This window comes from Maridesulfovibrio bastinii DSM 16055, assembly GCF_000429985.1.
Classification (GTDB): Bacteria; Desulfobacterota; Desulfovibrionia; order Desulfovibrionales; family Desulfovibrionaceae; genus Maridesulfovibrio; species Maridesulfovibrio bastinii.
In genome coordinates, this window is the sequence record NZ_AUCX01000007.1 from 201055 (window position 1) to 216208 (window position 15154).

The 15154-nt window shown below is 43.2% G+C and carries 15 protein-coding genes; 7 read left to right on the forward strand and 8 right to left on the reverse strand.

The annotated features are described in order from the left end of the window. Positions 1-83: 83 nt before the first annotated feature. The 6 genes from G496_RS0103040 to G496_RS0103070 all read right to left on the reverse strand — a co-directional run bounded on the left by G496_RS0103040 (position 84) and on the right by G496_RS0103070 (position 3516). Positions 84-398: an IscA/HesB family protein gene (locus tag G496_RS0103040; RefSeq protein ID WP_027177975.1), complete on the reverse strand. Its 315-nt coding sequence runs from the start codon at positions 396-398 to the stop codon at positions 84-86. Positions 399-545: 147 nt separating this feature from the next. Continuing rightward, complete coding sequence (locus G496_RS20370; protein ID WP_027177976.1) at positions 546-1388, reverse strand: AraC family transcriptional regulator; 843 nt, start codon at positions 1386-1388, stop codon at positions 546-548. A gap of 24 nt (positions 1389-1412) precedes the next feature. Continuing rightward, a complete protein-coding gene (locus G496_RS0103050) occupies positions 1413-1805 on the reverse strand; it encodes a cupin domain-containing protein (RefSeq protein ID WP_027177977.1) in 393 nt (130 codons plus the stop codon). A 204-nt stretch (positions 1806-2009) separates the two neighbouring features. Continuing rightward, the gene (locus tag G496_RS0103060; RefSeq protein ID WP_027177978.1) at positions 2010-2408 is read right to left on the reverse strand and encodes an OsmC family protein; all 399 of its coding nucleotides are present in this window, start codon (positions 2406-2408) and stop codon (positions 2010-2012) included. 14 nt (positions 2409-2422) lie between these two features. After that, entirely contained in the window at positions 2423-2872 is a 450-nt protein-coding gene (locus tag G496_RS18690; RefSeq protein ID WP_084407470.1) for a YkgJ family cysteine cluster protein, read from the reverse strand. 245 nt (positions 2873-3117) lie between these two features. Next, positions 3118-3516 (reverse strand): GNAT family N-acetyltransferase, encoded by a 399-nt coding sequence (locus tag G496_RS0103070; protein WP_027177979.1) that lies wholly within the window; start codon positions 3514-3516, stop codon positions 3118-3120. A 354-nt stretch (positions 3517-3870) separates the two neighbouring features. On the opposite strand from G496_RS0103070, the gene G496_RS0103075 reads away from it, so the two are divergent. Then, positions 3871-4080 (forward strand): TOBE domain-containing protein, encoded by a 210-nt coding sequence (locus G496_RS0103075; protein ID WP_027177980.1) that lies wholly within the window; start codon positions 3871-3873, stop codon positions 4078-4080. A 98-nt stretch (positions 4081-4178) separates the two neighbouring features. Continuing rightward, positions 4179-4517, forward strand: a complete 339-nt coding sequence (locus G496_RS0103080) for a tRNA-binding protein (protein ID WP_027177981.1) — start codon at positions 4179-4181, stop codon at positions 4515-4517. A gap of 128 nt (positions 4518-4645) precedes the next feature. Here G496_RS0103080 and G496_RS0103085 read toward each other — a convergent pair whose 3' ends face one another. Beyond that, positions 4646-6457, reverse strand: a complete 1812-nt coding sequence (locus G496_RS0103085; protein ID WP_027177982.1) for a hypothetical protein — start codon at positions 6455-6457, stop codon at positions 4646-4648. A 141-nt stretch (positions 6458-6598) separates the two neighbouring features. Between G496_RS0103085 and G496_RS0103090 the strand changes: the two genes are divergently transcribed. Then, on the forward strand, positions 6599-9718 hold the full coding sequence (locus tag G496_RS0103090) for a UvrD-helicase domain-containing protein (protein WP_027177983.1): 3120 nt from the start codon (positions 6599-6601) through the stop codon (positions 9716-9718). 58 nt (positions 9719-9776) lie between these two features. Here the strand turns inward: G496_RS0103090 and G496_RS21250 are convergent, their stop codons facing one another. Then, a complete protein-coding gene (locus G496_RS21250; RefSeq protein ID WP_169725725.1) occupies positions 9777-9923 on the reverse strand; it encodes a hypothetical protein in 147 nt (48 codons plus the stop codon). A 46-nt stretch (positions 9924-9969) separates the two neighbouring features. On the opposite strand from G496_RS21250, the gene cbiR reads away from it, so the two are divergent. The 4 genes from cbiR to polA all read left to right on the forward strand — a co-directional run bounded on the left by cbiR (position 9970) and on the right by polA (position 15041). After that, positions 9970-10827, forward strand: coding sequence for a cobamide remodeling phosphodiesterase CbiR (gene cbiR / locus G496_RS0103100; protein WP_051294801.1), 858 nt, complete (start codon positions 9970-9972; stop codon positions 10825-10827). Beyond that, entirely contained in the window at positions 10824-11333 is a 510-nt protein-coding gene (locus G496_RS0103105; RefSeq protein ID WP_027177985.1) for a bifunctional adenosylcobinamide kinase/adenosylcobinamide-phosphate guanylyltransferase, read from the forward strand. The genes cbiR and G496_RS0103105 overlap by 4 nt, the downstream gene beginning before the upstream one ends. Before the next feature lie 2 nt (positions 11334-11335). Then, positions 11336-12337 (forward strand): DHH family phosphoesterase, encoded by a 1002-nt coding sequence (locus tag G496_RS0103110; RefSeq protein WP_027177986.1) that lies wholly within the window; start codon positions 11336-11338, stop codon positions 12335-12337. Between the two features lie 61 nt (positions 12338-12398). After that, a complete protein-coding gene (gene polA, locus G496_RS0103115; protein WP_027177987.1) occupies positions 12399-15041 on the forward strand; it encodes a DNA polymerase I in 2643 nt (880 codons plus the stop codon). The last annotated feature ends 113 nt before the right edge of the window (positions 15042-15154 follow it).

Here is a 15154-nt window from a genome sequence, read left to right on the forward strand (position 1 = left end):
CTAACAGCTTCACTTTAAAAACTAAAGGACACAAAAAAAGCCCGGATGGAAATCCGGGCTTCTTGGTTTCGCAGTCTTTTGATCTATTCTCCGCAACCGCCGCAGCAGCTTCCGCAACTGCCTTCGGTGTGCTCGAAAACGAGAGAAGATGAAATGTCAATTCCAATGGGTGTGAGGTCTACTTTGAGAGGTTTTGCCTGCTCGTAAAGTTCTTTATCAACAACAAACTCATAACCGTTAACATCAAATTTCTCATCTTCTTCCTTAGCTGTATCAAGTCCCATTGCGAGTCTTGCACCACCGCAACCGGAAGTAACGAAGATACGGATAGGTTCTTTTTCCTTTCCTTCAAAATGCTGGTCCAGAACCTCTTTTGCACTATCTGTAAGTTCAATCATGTTTTCTCTCCTGATGAATTATGGTTTAACAAGAGAATATGCCAGATGTCAGAGTTGTCAACAGATAGACCCAATTTAAAAGTTATGTATTTATTTTTTTAGGGATAAAATGGTTTTTACTATAGATATTATTCGATGTTTGGGCGGCTATTCGAAGTTGATATGTATAAATTTACCCGGAGAGATACCGATATTTTTTTTGAAGTGTCTTGAAAAATGGCTTTGATCAGAAAATCCTGTCTGCATTGCAGCTTCGGCCGGTGTACAACCTTCCTTTAAAAGCCTGATCGACTGTTCCACACGAAATTTTATGAGATACTCCTGCGGAGATGTTCCGAAATTTTCAACATAAAGCCGCTGGAGATGGAAAGGGCTGAGACAGGCGACAGCCGAGAGCTCGCTCAAAGTAATTTTTTCGATATAATTTTCTTCCAGATATTTTTTTGTTCTCAAAAGGGCTTCACTCTGCATCCCAGAAGGAGCCGGAACAGGTGGGTTTCCACAGGCCAGAAGGAGGGCTTTACTTAAAAAAGTGTTTAAAGCGGCGTCTGAACTAAGACAAACTCCTTCAGTTTCAAGAACCTGAAAAAAATTATTGAAGTCTTTTTCCAGAGATTCATTATAAATAGGAGTCAGTTCGAATCCCGGCAGTTCCTCATGAGTGTCGGATATCTGCTCGGCAATGCTTCTCAGCACTTCTGGAGCAATGCATATTGCACGGTATGAGTGGGAGCTGTTTACGGTTTCAGGGCATGAGGCGGTGCGGTGGGTCAGATTGGGGTTTATAAACAGCATTTGCCCTGAATGACAGTTTAATTTTTTTCCATTTGAGGAGATTGATCTTGTACCACTGTCAACGCGCAAAAAAACATAGCAGGAATGGGAATGACGTGGAAAACTGTTGAGAATATCAGTTCCGTGCAATGCTGAACCTTTTATGCTTCCGCTCAGGTTAAAAAATTTTATAGCCTCATCAGGTTTTCCAGTCATTCCTGTTTGATCCCTGCTTAAATTTTAAGAAGCTCCGGGGAAAAATTTAGCCAGAATTACCAGCCCGTTTTCACCAGCGGTCACACTGTGCAGACATCCCTTGGGGATTACAGTCATTCTGCCAGTGGAATAATTCATTTTCTTTCCGGAGAGATTTGCTGTTCCCTGACCGCTTATAACTTCATGCAGTTCCCACTGGGCTTCGTGAATATGTTCTTCCAGAGTACATCCCGGCTCGATTTTTACTATATGCGAGCTGAGTCCGCCATCGGTTTCTGCTGCGCTGAGCAGGTTTTTTAATGCAACTCCTTTGAAGGCGGGATGCTGATTCCATGGCAGATCACAGCAGCTTTTGCTTTGACCTTCAAATTCGATTGTTCCATTGGAAAATAAGGTTGCGGTTTCATTAATATTCATTTCTATCTCCTTTTAAGGTGTTTTTATAAAAGCAGAATGCAGAATTTTAATGATCAGGTCTTGAACAATCTTGCTGAATTTAACAGTCTTTTTAATCGTGATAATATAAAAATAATCTGTTCTTACATGTGCAGCAGACAAAAAAAGCGGAACTCCAGCTGAAGTTCCGCTTTTCTTAGTTAGAAAATAGTATCAGTTAAAATATTAAATAATTTCGAGTTCGAAAGAAGGTGGATTGATAAGATGTTTTTTCACAGTGCAGAGGTCCACTGACCTGAGCAGTGCGGCTTTATATTTTTCTGGAAAATCTTTTGGAAGATGGAGCTGGTAGCGTACTTTCTCAATATGGTTTTTATCTGGATCCATTTCACAGAAAGCTTTCATTTCGAACCCTTCAGTTGAAATGGACCTGCTTTCACAGAATCTTCTGGCATAAACAGCTGCGCATGAAGCCAGTGATACCAGAAAAAGTTCAACAGGATTGGGAGCAGAGCCGCTTCCACCTGCTTTTACAGGTTCTTCAACAGCAACAGAAAAACCGTTTATTTTAGCGTCCAGTTTTTTTCCTTCGCCAAATTCAATGTCGACTGTCATATTCGTCATTAAACGTTCTCCGATTACTTTCTGGTAATCTTTTTATTATTTTTCCCTCTGATGGCATTGTCGAGAATTTTTTCAAAATCCTTTTCAGTGCCCATCCTATACCCGCAGGAATCCGCTAGGACTCCGTATTGAAGAAATATATCCGGTGTAGGGTAATTGCGGCAAAGATCAGGCCTGTTTTCGTGATCTTTACACATACCGTTTTCATTCAGATTTTCGCAGTAAAATTCCGGCAGCCCGTCGATTTTTGTTCCTGTAACTTTGAACATTCTCAGTTCGGGATGTTCTTCATACATTTTTTTTATCTGACGCTTGGATTTTACCCACTTACCGTCCACATAGAGGCATATTCTTCTGCAGCATGATCCGCACATATTGCAGGAGCCTCGAACAACCACTTTTAAGCCTCTGCGCCTGAGCATCCATCGGCGAAGAGGATAAAGTATCTCATTAAGTAGCGACATTATTGATAGATTCTGTTTTCAAGTGATAAGTCTACTTGGGTTTTCTTTTCCCTTAGGCCCAAAGATTCTCTCTGTCCAGTGTCGTTTCTACTTTCACAATGTCTTTTAAAAAAGAAAACCCCCGCAACTATGGGGGGTGAAATCCCATGGTTGCGGGGGCAGGCAGTGTTTCCGTTTTTCAACAAGGGAATTGAAGTGCGGACTGCCTGAAAGAATGGTTCTGCCTGTCGGGGCAGAGGGAGTGGTTATAAGGAACTGAGAAACATTGGTGATTTGTCTGTATGCTGAACAAAGCCGCATGAAGTATAAAAATTGACTTTGTCTTCCATGGAAATCAAAACCTTACGCGGTATGTCAGCATAAACCTCCAGCATTTTTCGGGTCAGGGCTTTGCCGATACCCTTTCCCTGATAATCAGGCCTGACAAGGAGGTATTGAAAATAGGCCGTCATGGCAGTGTCGGTAATTGAATTCATCAATCCTACAAGTTTATTATCGTGCCATGCCGAATAAACACGATGTGAGTTAAAAAGAGCCTTTTTCAGCTTTTCCGGAAATTTTCCTGATTCCCAGCCAACGGACAGGTACAGGGATTCAAGGTCTGCCGTATTGAAATCTTTAGTCCAGCTGTAGCTTATTTTCATATCACTCACCTCGTATGATTGATGTTGATATTGAAATAAATTATCAATTCACGATATGTCCAATATCTTATTTATTATTGAATGATATTTAAAAAGTATTGATGAAGAGAAATGACCCCCAATATAAAGTTATGGGAAAATAGTTAATTCAAGCTTAAGAGCAGTAAAAAATCGATAAAAAAGCTATGAAGCATCATAAAAACGAATTATCTTCATAAAATTTTATCTATACTGATTTTTTATTGGGTAATGCTTATGTTTGTAATCAATCACTCTTTATAAAAAAAATAGGACAGTGTTGACTCTTATACTCATTTAGATATTTTCATAAAAAAAATCTAAGAGAGGTTAATCATGGAAGTAAGCGCAAGAAATCTTATTCCCGGCACTGTAAAAAGTGTAAACATCGGCATGGTCAACGCTGAAGTTGTTATTGAAGCAGCTCCCGGCGTAGAAATTGTTTCTGTAATCACTAAAGATTCAGTTGAAAGAATGGGCCTGAAAGAAGGCTCAACCGTTAAGGCTATGGTTAAAGCTACCAGCGTTATGGTAGTAACCGATTAGTCTGATTTTCCTTAAAGGTCCGCAAAAGAGTCTCAAGGTTCTTTTGCGGGCCTTTTAAATAATAAAATAAATATATTAACGTATTTTAAAAATAGAATATGAAAGAAATTTCCTGGGAAGAATTTGAACAGATAGAGATAAGAACCGGAACAATAATCAAAGTTGAAGATTTTCCCGAAGCGCGTAAGCCAGCGTATAAGGTCTGGGCTGATTTCGGCCCTGATTTTGGTGTTCGTAAATCAAGCGCCCAGATTACAAAGCTGTATACCAAAGAAGAGCTTGTAGGTAAGCAGATAGTTGCCGTCCTAAATTTCCCCGCTAAACAGATCGGTCCTATAAAGTCTGAATTTTTGCTCACCGGTTTCGCTGGTGACGACAATGAAGTTATACTTGCCGTCCCGGAGCGTCCTGTCAGGAACGGATCAAAACTGGTTTAACAGTTAAAGTATATCAAACTGCGCTGTGTCGTAAGACATTTACTTGTCAGCAATCTGAAGCAGGCCCCCGGTTAACCGGGGCCTGCTTATTTTTTAGATTTAAAATCTGACACGCCTGGCGCTACATCTTACTTAAGCTTTTTCAGCCTTTTCCAGCAGGCCACGGCATTCATTACAAATAGAGATGTGGTAACTTCGCTGCCGACAATGATCCTTGTAGGATGCCTGACCATCGTCCATTCATAAGCCTTGTAGGGATGTTTGAAGCAACCTTCTCCTATATGATCATGTAATATTTTAAGGCCTCGTTTAATAGTTCCGTCATCGTACGGGCTGTAACGCAGCAGGCAGAGTGTGGCCACCGCGAGTGACGCATCAAAAGGATTTAAAGTTGCCCCGAGCATATCAAATCGACAGTAATCAATGGCAGCATTCCTTATTTCTTCCACCTTGCCTTCCGGGTCAATAAGAGCCTGTTCCTCTTCTGGAATTTCAAGCCATGTGTCATAGAGCCTTCCGGCGTAGCTCACATATATTTCCGGAAGGTAAAATCTTACTGCACTGTCGTGCTTAAAATTTCCACTTGCGAAGGCATTGTGATGGAATGTCAGAAATCTTTGAACAGTTTTTAAATTTTCACCCTCAAGGGCGTTCCATTGTCTGCGGTTTAAAAGGATACAATCTAAAATATCCATGTTGTGACCGGGACAAATTTCGTTTCCAAGGGTCTCCCTTACCATTCGGCCATTATTTTTTACAAATGGTTTATCGAACCAGAGCGGGACAGCTCCGTAGTAATCAAGAGGTCTGGTCATGGGAATGGTTGGTGGATTTGTATTGTATCCACTGCCTATCTGATACTCCGAGATAATCTCCACCCACGGGAAATCGAGTATCATCCGGCATTGTTCCAGCAGCTCCGGGTTGCATTGCAAAGAACGCTTTTTTACCAGATCAAGCCATTTTCTGGACATTGCAAGGGCCAGAAAAGTTGTATCCACATCAGGAACATAATCATCGAATCCAAGATCTCTTTTGGCTTTCCAGTCTCTTGGTTTAAGGTTGCACAGCGGGTTGCCGTTCTCGTCTTTAGGCAGGCAGGTTATTGCCGGATGTTTAATTTTGTTTGAAGGGGATGTCAGCCACTCAAAGCTTGTGACTATAAGGAAATGAAGGATGCTTTCCATCATTTCCAGAAGTTTTTTCTGTTCTTCAGCCGTGCATTCATCAAGAATATACAGATTGTAAAGCTGCTCAAAGAAAATATCATCATAAAAAGCTGTACGGTGCGTTATCCATGAGACACGCATTGTAAGCGGTTCGGCAATTCCTTTCCAAGGTCTGCGAATCAGTTTTAAAGCCAGTGGATTGGCGTGCAGAAAACAGCGCATCAGAGCAAAAAGAAGGGTGATGTTCTGGAATTCAAATGATCCGAGTCCCTTCATTATTGCTAAAAAATTCTCGCCGTCACAGATTCCGTCTCCGGATAAAAGAACCTGCGCTGATACCGGAAAGTATGGGTCCTGAGGATTTTTATCCCAGACTCTGAAAATATCATTTAATGATTCGCTCAGAATTTTTTCAATCTTGGTGTCAGAAAGATTTACACGGTCTTTTTTTACAGGAGTGCGCACACGCCACTCAGGTTCCTGAACTTTATCAAGCAGCTCCGCAAGCGGGGCGAAAGTGGTTTCAATCCAGTCTTTGTCCTGCCAGTTCTCATGCGTTGCCTGCATTGCTGCTGACATCATCTGAACATATTTTTCTTTTGAATTATTCAGAATCGAGGGATGTCCACACCAGCGCAGAATAAAATATTTCAGAAACGGATTGCAGAAAAGTTTTTTATAAAGTTTGCGAAGATTGCTGCCGGGCTCTCCGCTATTTTTAGTGCCCAGAACAGGCTTATCACAGATATCATATACTGTTGCGCGCTTCATGACTTGCGGCTCCTTTTGACCTTTTTGAGTTTGTATTGATGGCTCTAGCAAAGCACCGGACTTCTTGCAATCAAAGCTGGCTGCAGGTACTGTCGCTCTAAGACAGATATAACCCCAACCTCCCGGACGTTACGGCAACTTATGGAAAGATTTATCGCTGATCTTCACATTCATTCCCGTTTTTCAAGAGCTACCAGTAAAGCTTTAACTCCACGCCTTCTGGCTGCCTGGGCCAGAATTAAAGGTATTGATGTAATCGGTACGGGTGATTTTACCCATCCAGAATGGCTAAGTGAACTTGAAGAGCAGCTTGTTGATGACGGTTCGGGGCTTTTTGTCCTTAAGGAATCGGAAAAGCTTCATGAAGAAATAGACTGGTTGCAGGAGCCTGTCTCGGGTCAGACGAGATTCATGATTCAGGGAGAGATCAGTTCCATCTATAAAAAAATGGGTAAAGTCAGGAAGGTCCATAACCTTGTTTATATGCCTGACTTTGAAGCTGCCAGAAAATTTAATGAAAAGCTCGGAGCTGTCGGCAATCTTAAATCAGACGGCCGCCCTATACTGGGACTTGATAGTCATGATCTTCTTGAAATGGTCCTTGAAACAGATGAACGGGCTTTTCTTATCCCTGCTCATATCTGGACTCCGTGGTTTTCACTTTTCGGTTCCAAATCAGGATTTGATACTGTCGAAGAGTGCTTTGGGGATTTATCGTCAGAAATTTTTGCGATGGAAACAGGGCTTTCTTCAGATCCGGAGATGAACTGGCTTATTTCCGCATTGGACCGTTATAAAATGGTCTCCAATTCTGATGCCCACTCAGGAGAGAAACTTGGGCGGGAAGCCAATATTTTCCAGGGTGATATGTCTTATGAGGGAATTTTCCGCGCCTTGAGAGGTGAGGGTCTTGGTCATAAACTTATTGGCACTATTGAATTTTTTCCTGAAGAAGGAAAATACCACATGGACGGGCATCGTAAATGTAAAGTTGTTCTTGATCCGCATGAGTCGAGGGCAAGAGGCGGAATATGCCCGGTGTGCGGTAAACCTCTGACCAGAGGGGTTTATTCACGTATCCTTGAACTGGCTGACCGTGAGGAACCTGTTCAGCCTAAAGGACAGCCCGGTTTCACTTCACTTATCCCTCTTAAAGAGCTTATTTCCGAAGTTGTCGGAACAGGTCCCAATACCAAGAAAGTCCTTGGAGTTTATTCCAGACTTGTAACTGAATTCGGATCAGAATTTTCTGTTTTAAGAGATATTCCGCTGGAAGAGATTAAGAAGGTTAACAGCTGGCTTGCTGATGGCATAGGCCGAATGCGTGAAGGGCGGGTCACCAGAAATTCAGGTTTTGACGGTCAATACGGGGTTATTTCTGTTTTTAACGCGCAGGAGCGTGATGAAATTCAAAACGGAGCCAGACTGGTTGTGGTCCGCAGAAATCCTGAAGATATAAATTCAGGTGAAAGCATTGCCGAAGTCCGCAAGGTTTTGAATTCACAGGAACCGGAGCCGGAACCTGAAGAGGTTGTCTTTAATGCTGCCCAGCAGAAGGCCATTGAAGCCGGGCCTGAACCGGTGCTTGTTATCGCCGGTCCAGGAACTGGAAAAACTCAGACTCTGATGGGACGTATTGAACATCTTCTCAAAAGAGGAACAAGGGCAAGGCGCATATTAGCTGTTACATTTACCAGAAAAGCTGCCGGGGAGATGTCTGAGCGCATGAAAGCCCAGCTCGGCGAAAGTGAAATTATGCCGCGGGCTGATACCTTACATGCTCTTGCATTTGATTACTGGGTGCAGGTATTTGATCAGACTCCGACATTGATGAACGAAGAATCCGCTTTTAAAGTTTTTTCCCGTGCAAATCCTGATCTATCAGCAGCTAAACTTAAAACTTTCTGGAGCAGTCTCAATCTCGGCAGGGAGACTCTTGAAAAGCTTCCTGATTTTCTGGTCGACTGCCTTAAAAATTATACAGAGCAGAAGGACAAGTGGAATCTGGTTGATTATACAGACCTGCTGGAATTCTGGCTCGAAAGTCTGCGCTCCGAGGGGTATATACGGACCTACACCAATATTCTGGTTGATGAAGTGCAGGATCTTTCTCCTTTACAGCTGGAAGTTATTAAATTGCTGTCCGGTGCTGATGGCGAAGGATTTTTTGCTATCGGTGATCCTGATCAGTCTATTTACGGCTTCAGGGGAGCAGCAGGAAATGTTGAGGACAACCTTAAGTCATACTGGGAAAATCTGAATGTGGTAACTCTGGAAAATAATTATCGCTCGGCTCAGGATGTCCTTGATATCTCAGCGTCTGTTCTTGAAAACGGCCCGGAGCTTAAAGCCTGTAAAAATTATGAATCTGAGATTCATCTTTTTGATGCACCGGATGGAACCCGTGAAGCCTCATGGATAGCTGAAAAGCTCAAAGCTCTGCTCGGAGCTACGAGCCACAGTCTGGCTGATAACGGTGAGCAGGGTCTGCTGGCTCCGGGGGATATCGCTGTTCTGGTCCGTTTTCGTGCTCTTGCCGGACAGATTGAAGCTGTGCTTAAGCGGCAGGGTATTCCCTGCTCAGTTCCCGAGGCCGAAGCTTTCTGGAATGAACCAAGAGTAAAAATACTCATCGCGGCTGCATGTAGAATGCTCGGACTTGCTGACGAGCAGGACGAAGACATTCCAGATCTTCCTGAAAAAATATTAGCACAGGGACCGATAGGACTGTCTGCCTATTTGAGTGAAATGCCTCCCTTTGACCACCTCTTCTGGGAAAGCAGGGCTTTTAAAGCTCTGGTTAAAGGGTACAAGGAACATTCCGGCTGGTCCGGGCTTATAAACTGGATTCATATTCAGAGCGATCTTGACCAGATACGTGGAAAAGCTGAAAAAGTTCAGATCATGACTATGCATGGAGCTAAAGGTCTTGAGTTTGACGCGGTATTTATCCCGGCTATTGAGGAAGGTGTTATTCCGTTTGCCGGAACAGATGTTCTTACCGGTAAAATTTCAGGTGACAGCGGGTCCGGGCTTTATGACAGCAACGAGGAACGCAGGCTGCTTTATGTGGCTGCGACCAGAGCCCGCAAATATCTTTATTTAAGCTATGCCCGTAAAAGAAATCTTTACGGCAGGGAATTACGTCTCCCACCTTCAAGGTTCCTTAAAAATCTTCCGGAAGAGGTCATAAAAAAATCAGCAATGGTGGCCCGCAAGGTTCAAAAGGAGAAGGAGATAAGTCTGCTTGACGTATTCTAGGTAAAAAAGCATGCTACACCCTCCGCAGTGTGCGTGGAAGCATATTCGCATTCAGATATTAAAACATAAACATTTTATAGAGCAGTTTTTCGTAGACCATTGACATTTTTCTGGCAACAATTGTGCTCACCCCGGCCTCTTTCAACCTGCAGAAAACATGCAGTGGATTGAAATTGTGCTGGAAAAACATGCGAATTTTTTTCATAAGCCTGACTCCGGTAAGACTGTTATGCTTATATTAAGCAATAATTATGCCTGAATACATAAAAGAAGCAGACTCAGATTGTTGTGAAAACCGTATCGGGAAGTTCTCTCCCTGTTCGAAATATTCCGACTGGAATTTTTCGGATATTTTTTCTTTTATTGAGAGAATTGATTTTAAATTTGCGGCTCCATCATGGGTCATTCCGGGTACTATCCTCAAAAATTGTGAATATCTTTCCGGTCGGATAGAAGAAGTCTGTCTGTTATTTTTTGAAACGGAAAGTTGCCTGAAATATGGAGCTGCTGATCTGCCTGACGAGCTGAGAAATAAAGATCTTTCTTATCATACCCATCTGCCGCTTGATCTTGATTGGTGCAATCCTGTTACAGAAATTTTCTCCATTATCAAAAAGCTTGTGAACAAAGTGGCATTTCTTGACCCCGCGGCTCATGTACTGCACCCTCCTGTAGATTCTGATTTATGCCGCAAAGTTCTGCCCGAACTTTCATCTTTGATGAAACAGTCCGGAATGAATGGTTCTTTTTTTTTGCTGGAGAATATTAAAGGCAATGACCTTTGTGATATAGTAGATGTTATTGATGAATGCGGATTTGGTATATGTTTCGATCTGGGGCATTATCTTTCTTATTCTCAGGATGGTCTGACGGACATTCCTGATTTGTGGGATCATGTCAAAATGGTTCATCTTAATGCTCCCGGAGAAGATTCCAGACATGAAAGTCTGGATATGCTTGACGAAAAAGGTGTGGCTGTTCTTGATGAAGTTCTCGGAAATGTGCGTCCGGGCACGGTGTTTACCATTGAGGTTTTTGAGGAACGCGGATTTGTTGATTCTCTTTATTTTCTTGCGGACCGCTTTCGCAAAAACGGAGGTTGTAAATGATAAGCCTTGTGCTCGGGGGTAATAAGTCCGGCAAGTCTGACTATGCGTTAAAACTTTTTTATGGTGGTAATGGGAAAAAATGTTTTATCGCAACAGGCAAAGCTTTTGATATGGATTTCAGAAAACAGATTCTGAAGCACAGAGAAGAGCGTAGAACCGGGATTCATGTTCTTGAATCAGGTACAGACTTGCATCAGGTTCTGGTTAAGGCTAGAGAAGATTTTGATCAGATACTGGTGGACAGTCTCGATTTTTGGCTTTTTTCCTGCCTGTACAGCGGGTGCGTGGAGGAAAAAAGAGGGGAGGTAATCCGGCTTGTTTCAAAATGGGATAAAGGCCCGGATATAATTTTCGTGTCATGCGAGGTCGGTCTGGGACCGATAGCTCCGACGCGGGAAGTTCGCCAATTCGTGAGAGAGCTCGGAGGGCTCAATCAAGAGGTCGCCGCTTTGGCTGATGAGGTTTACCTTGTCGCAGCAGGCCTGCCGCTGACCCTGAAGAAGTAATTATGGCTTATTTCAAACAGCTTGAAGACCGGCTTCAGGACATGTTGGCGTTGTTCAAAAAGGACGAACGCTGGCTTATCGTAATTAACGCAGACCCTGATTCACTGGCTTCCGCTCTTGCGCTCAAGCGCATTATGGGACGCCGTGTTCAGGAAGTGGGCATAGGACATGTCAACGAGATCAAACGGCTCGATAATCTGGCCATGATCCGTTATCTGCGTATTCCAACAAGAAAATTGATACCGAACCTCATAGCTCAATATGACAGGTTCGCTATCGTTGATTCTCAACCTGATCATCATCCTGATTTTGACTCGATCAAATTTTCACTGGTGATTGATCATCATCCTATTCCTGAGTCCGGAGCCTATGATGCTCCTTATGTGGACATCAGGCCGCAGTATGGTGCAACAAGTACCATGCTGACCGAATACCTTTATAATTTAAAAATACGCCCGGCCAAATTTCTGGCTACAGCATTGCTCTACGGGGTTAAAAATGACACCCAGAGCTTTGAGCGTCCTTTTATTGATGACGATGTCAAGGCATTTAAATATTTAACTAAATATGCCGACATGGATATTATAAAACGCATTACCAGAAGCGAGTTTCATATTGACTGGCTCAGGTATTTTTCAAGAGCGTTTTATAATTTGCGTCGAATCGGAACAGGGCTGCACACTCACATGGGCAAGGTTGAAAATCCGGATACACTTGTCATTCTGGCTGATTTTTTTATGCGGGTTCATGAGATTTCATGGGACGTTGTTTCAGGCGTTTACGGAGATACGCTGATTGTCATCTATCGCGGTGACGGAATGCGTAAGGATATGGGTAAGATGGCGAAATCAATGTTTGGCGATGTCGGTTCAGCCGGCGGCCATAAAGCCGCGGCCCGCGCCGAGATAGATTTGAATCAGTTTGAAGAGAAGATTGATCCTGAAGATTTTGTAGTAAAAAAACTTACCAAAGGCAGCAGAAAGAAAATGAAGAGGATTTTTTAAATTCTTATTCTATCCACTGAGCTTAAAATATGTTGCTTAATAAAAATTCAAAGGCCAGTTCATGTCATTACGTGAAAAATTGAATCTGTCAGAAAGTCCTCTCTATATAATTGATGGCTCCGCTTTTTTTTATCGCGGATTCCATGCATATCCTGACCTTAAAAGGTCGGACGGTTTTCCGACCAATGCTCTTTTTATCGTTTTACGTGTCCTTTTAAGGGTGCTTAAAGAAGAGAAGCCCGATTACATGGGCTTTCTGCTCGATGGCAAGGGCAAGAATTTCAGGCACGAACTTTTTCCTGATTACAAGGCACAACGGCCTCCTATGCCTGATGATCTGGTTGCTCAGATAGAGCCTTTGAAAGAAGCAATTTCACTTTTAGGAGTTCCGCTTATTGTTTCCAGCGGAGTGGAGGCTGATGACTGCATTGCATCACTTACTGCCCGTTTTAAAAAGGATCGTCCGGTTGTAATTCTGGGAGCGGATAAAGACCTTAAGCAGTGTCTTGATGACAATGTTTATATGTGGGACCCGGCCGGGCGCGGTGAAAAAATAACTTCACTGGAAGATTTCAAAGAATCGACCGGACTTTCTCCTGATCAGTGGGCCGACTTTCAGGCCCTTGTGGGGGATTCAGCAGATAATATTCCCGGAGTACCGGGGGTGGGCAAGGTTACAGCAACAAAGCTGATGGCCAAGTATCCCACGCTTGAAGACATTGTTGAGAATTATGAAAAGCTGCAACCTGCTGTAAAAAAGAAAATGCAGGATCAGCTGGAGAATATTTTTACCTACAGGGAACTGACTCGTCTTAAGCTGGACAGCTGTTCCGATATCGGCCTTGCCGACCTTGAAGTGCATAATCCGGATGCGAAAGGTATCTCCGAATACCTTAACAACTATGAATTCAAAAGCATGATCCGCGATGTTGCCGCGCTCACTCCGAAGGCCAAGAAAAGCATACCGGCCTCAGCTGCGGTTAAGACTTCTTCTGCCAAAGATGGGCAGCTTTCACTTTTCGGAGAAGATGAGAATGTTCAGCCTGCTGAAAAAATGAAGCTGGCTACTATTTCAAAAGTGAAAGATCTTCCTGATTTTACTGGTAAGGATGTTGCCGTAATAAGGGATAAAAAGAATTTTATAATAGGATTTGAAGCTGACGAATTTATTGCCGAAGTGCCGTCAGCTGATCTTGCCAGAGCCGTTTCTTCGGCTGCAACTATTATTACCCCTGATGTTAAATTGTTGCTCAGGCTTGATGATTCATGGAAAGAGATCACCCACGGTCGCTGGTTTGACCTTGGTCTTGCCGCATACCTGCTTAATCCTGAAGATCGTAATTATAAATGGACCCGGCTGCGTTCATTGGTTTTTCATGAAGAAAATTTTTCTGAAAAAATAGAAGCTCTGCATCCTGATTCACAGGGACAGGCTGCGCTGATTTTGAAGGATATCTTTCTGCCGCGAATGAAGTCGGCAGGGCTTGATGAGCTGATGGTGGAACTTGAAACTCCGCTTATCCACGTGCTTGCTGAAATGGAAGAAGCCGGTATCAGTATCGATCTTGAAGCTTTTGCGGGATTCCTAAGTGAAGTAAGTGAAAAAATATCTGAACTAACGAAAGGTATTTACGAAAAGGCTGGAGAAACATTCAATATCCGCTCAAGCCAGCAGATGAGCACGGTTCTTTTTGAGAATCTCGGTTTAAAACCGGCTGGTAAAACTCCGGGCGGAGCTCTCTCAACTGCCAATGAAGTTCTTGAAAAACTGGTGGGAGAGCATCCTGTAATTTCAGATATTCTTGAATACCGTAAAATGGAAAAACTGCGTTCAACATATCTTGAGCCTCTTCCTAAAATGGTTGATGAGAACAGTAGAATCCATACAAACTTCAACCAGTTGGCAACAGCAACCGGAAGGCTTTCCAGCTCCGGTCCCAACCTGCAGAACATTCCCATTCGTGGAGAATTCGGAAAACGTATGCGGGCCTGCTTCACTGCCGGAAAAGGACTCAGACTTGCCGCAGCAGATTACTCACAGGTTGAACTCAGAGTGCTGGCTCATTTTTCCAAAGATGAAAATCTGATTTCAGCTTTCGAGGCTGATGAGGATATCCATTCCCGGACCGCAGCTTTGTTGTTTGAGAAGAATTCTGAAGATGTCACCAAGGATGAGCGCAGCAACGCCAAGACAATCAATTTCGGTTTAATTTATGGCATGGGCCCGCAGAAGCTTGCCAGAGAATTGCAGATAGGAATGAATGAGGCGAAAGAGTTCATCAGCCGTTATTTTGAAAAGCTGGGAACACTCAGAGATTTTTATGATTCTGTTGTGGAAGATGCCCGTCATAAAGGTTACGTCACCACCCTCAGTGGAAGGCGCAGACTTATACCGGAGCTTCATTCAGAGAGTCCGCAAATGCTTTCTAAGGCCAGACGTCAGGCTATTAATACGATTATTCAGGGCAGCGCCGCAGATATAATCAAAATGGCCATGATAAAGGTCTCGGAAAACCTTGAGATACAGGATCTCGGGGGACGTTTGATTTTGCAGATACATGACGAACTTATTGTTGAAGGTCCTGAAGAGAATATTGATGAAATAGGGGCTCTTCTGCAAAAAGATATGCAGACAGTATTATCACTTTCAGTTCCATTGAAAGTTGATCTCGGGCTGGGGCGCAACTGGGCGCAGGCTCATTAGCTGTAGGTTTTGGCATAAGGCACTGTTTTCGGTGTCCTCATTATATATGGTTGATTTTTAAACATTTGCTTGAATCTTCAAAACATTCTTTTTATTGTCCACCGATTCAAGGA